Below are 2,762 nucleotides of genomic sequence, written 5' to 3' on the forward strand. Positions count from 1 at the left end.
CATCCATCGGACGGCGCGTTTTGTCCGCGCTTCGGCTCGGTCACACGATAACCAAAGGCTGCCATGACAGAAATATCATACTGACCATCCTCAAGCAGCCCTTCTTCATCTAGAATGCGATGAATCTCATCGTAGCTGAATCCCTCGACTGGACATGAATCAATGCCAATTTGTGCAGCGGCTGTCATCATGTTTCCAAGGGCAATATACGTTTGTTTTGAAGCCCAATCAAAGAGCGTACGTTCATTTTCTAACAAATGAAGATCATTCTCTTGGAATTCTTGGTAGCGTCCCTTCACCATCTCGAACGTTTCGTCTGTCATTCCTTTGATTTGCTTGTTGATGTATTCTGCATATGCTGAATCATAACGGGCATCTGTTCTTGCCAAGATGATCACAAAATGGCTCGCAGTCGGAAGCTGCTTTTGCGCTCCCCATGTATACTCTTTTAATTTTTCTCTAAATGCTTCATTTTGAACAACGAGGAACTTCCAAGGTTCAAACCCTACAGAGCTTGGGGAAAGTCTTCCTGTTTCTAAAATAAACGCAAAATCATCTTCTGATATTTTTTTCGCTGGATCAAACTCTTTTGTCGCATGGCGGAACTCATACGCCTCAATGATTTCTTTTTTTAATTGCTCTTTGTCTCGCATTGTATTCATCCTTTCTATTAACCAATTAGGGTGTGTGTTTCATCAATCCAATTTCTTTCCATTCACATATAGAAATTGTTATGATAAGAAAACAAACAGCCCGAATGTGTGATGTGATATCTATATGGTATAAGAAAAGCTTCGGGTGATTCAAGTACGCACATTTTTGTTCGTTAGTTACCATCTTGTTCGTATATCACCAAATTTGCCTTAGAAAGGAGTCTTAAGATGAGTGCACCATCCAATCCAGTCAGTATTGTCAATCATGGCTGTCCCGTTTCAGTGACGACAAGTGTCATCGGAGGGAAATGGAAAGGAGTGATCCTTTATCATTTGACTTGCGGACCAAAACGCTACAATGAATTGCGCCGGCTTCTGCCAAGAATTTCTCAGCGTGTCCTCACACTGCAATTGCGTGAGCTTGAACAAGACGGCGTTGTTCATAGAGAAGTCTATGAGGAGATCCCCCCTCGTGTCGAATATTCACTCACTTCTCTCGGAAATACCTTAAAGCCTATCATCTTCGCCATGCGTGAATGGGGCGAATCCTACGGGAAAGAAGCGCGCCCAAAAGAAAAAAGCTGCCATCTCTAGCAGCTTTTTTTAAGATGAAATTGCCGTTGGTTCTTGCTGTGGATCATCCTTTACAAACAGGATGCCAAGCTGATGATGCTCCCCTTCATAAGAAGCCCGTTTCTCAAATCTTGTCTGACCATTTAAGCCAATGATCTCGAGCTTTGTTAGAGCACGATTGGTTTGAAGGGCTTCATAAAATTCCGAAACGGTTTTTACCTCAATTCCATTCACTTTTGTAATGACCTCTCCGATCTCAAGCTTTAAATCAGCCGCTGGTGTATTTGGAATAATTCCTAGCACCATCAGCCCTTGATTACGCTTAGAGAAGTAGAACGGGGCAGCATTGTCATTGACCCTCTGCTTCCATGAGAGAAAGGCTCTTCCTATCACCGCAATCAATACAGCTCCCCAAGCAATCGGTTCAAACCAAATACTTGCAGCACCTAATAAGGCGACAGCGAGTCCGAGCATGAGAATACGCCGCGCTGTAATTTGAATACTAACAATTGGCAGTGAGCCTTGAATTCTCTGACCGAATCCGATGATATAAGGAATCAAAATAAATGAAAAGCTTTGATCATGCACTTGAAGCACCGGCCACCATGGCAGAGAAGAAGTGAATTCACCTGCCGGCATCAGCAAAACAAGCGGTAAAAGCCACAGACGGTTTGCCCGCTGCTGACCAATTAAAAGTCCTCTCGCACTCATCACCATAGCAGGCGATGTACGTAAATGCGCCGTTCGATAGGCTAGGATCCCCTCGGTCATTAATAAAAGTCCTAGCAGAATGACAACGGCTGATGCATTCATCATTGAGAGCTGCGGCAGCCAAGAATGACTCACTTGGAAATGCATCAGTCCAAGTGCCGCAATAAAACTGAAACCGAGTGTGTATGCAGACGAAAGCGCACTCGCCTTAAAGAATAAAGAGAAAACGATGGTCATCGCTGCAATCAGCACGATGAATCCAGGGGGGAGGGCAATCCCTAAGCCTACTGAAATGACGGATAGGCATATCCCTAGAATCCATCCCTTTGAATATGTAAATTTAAGTTCATCGTATACATCTTCTATTCTTGTTTGAAACGCTTTTCTCTCCCGCTTTACGCGGATGTAGCCATGCAATAGGCTGATTAATATCATGAAATAAAAAAGAGGATGGATTAAAAACAGACCGACCGCTTTTAATCCGGCTCCCATCCACTCCGAGCTCATTATCGTTCACCGCCCAAGTCAAGCATTTTCTCTTATTCTATCAAATAAATCGATGCTTGACATCAGGTTTATTTCTCCTGATTCATCCAAAGTGTGACATTCGACAGTGAAAAATCTTTTAAGTAGTGATTGACATCTACATCTAGTATGCCGCCGAGCAGCTGCATCGACCTCTTGATGTCGGTTAAGTTTATACCAAGTCTCTTATGATTATCCATTAAATAATTGAAGTATATCTCAGCACAGTCTTCATCGATTTCGTCGACTGATTCTACCGTTGTGTAATTGACCAAGTACCTGCTTAACAGCATGAGCAGA

4 protein-coding genes are annotated in these 2,762 nt (G+C 43.2%); 1 reads left to right on the forward strand and 3 read right to left on the reverse strand.

All coding sequences use genetic code 11. From position 1 onward, the window contains the following. A partial coding sequence (locus tag AOQ70_RS18975) for an NAD(P)H-dependent oxidoreductase (RefSeq protein WP_059378005.1) occupies positions 1-653 on the reverse strand: 653 nt, incomplete at its 3' end. Between the two features lie 228 nt (positions 654-881). On the opposite strand from AOQ70_RS18975, the gene AOQ70_RS18980 reads away from it, so the two are divergent. Beyond that, the gene (locus AOQ70_RS18980; RefSeq protein ID WP_059378007.1) at positions 882-1,247 is read left to right on the forward strand and encodes a winged helix-turn-helix transcriptional regulator; all 366 of its coding nucleotides are present in this window, start codon (positions 882-884) and stop codon (positions 1,245-1,247) included. A gap of 9 nt (positions 1,248-1,256) precedes the next feature. Here AOQ70_RS18980 and AOQ70_RS18985 read toward each other — a convergent pair whose 3' ends face one another. Further along, positions 1,257-2,444 carry a PDZ domain-containing protein gene (locus AOQ70_RS18985; RefSeq protein WP_024426241.1) on the reverse strand — a complete coding sequence of 396 codons (1,188 nt, stop codon included), beginning with the start codon at positions 2,442-2,444 and terminating at the stop codon, positions 1,257-1,259. A 68-nt stretch (positions 2,445-2,512) separates the two neighbouring features. Then, a partial coding sequence (locus tag AOQ70_RS18990; protein WP_059378017.1) for a swarming motility protein SwrAA occupies positions 2,513-2,762 on the reverse strand: 250 nt, incomplete at its 5' end.

Origin of the sequence: Bacillus sp. AM 13(2015), from assembly GCF_001518755.1 — a bacterium.
GTDB lineage: Bacteria > Bacillota > Bacilli > Bacillales > Bacillaceae > Bacillus > Bacillus safensis.

What these genes read in the sequence shown, in the direction of transcription:
- AOQ70_RS18980 (WP_059378007.1), top strand. Translation starts at nt 882, where the DNA reads ATGAGTGCACCATCCAATCCAGTCAGTATTGTCAATCATGGCTGTCCC.
- AOQ70_RS18985 (WP_024426241.1), bottom strand. Translation starts at nt 2,444, where the DNA reads ATGAGCTCGGAGTGGATGGGAGCCGGATTAAAAGCGGTCGGTCTGTTT.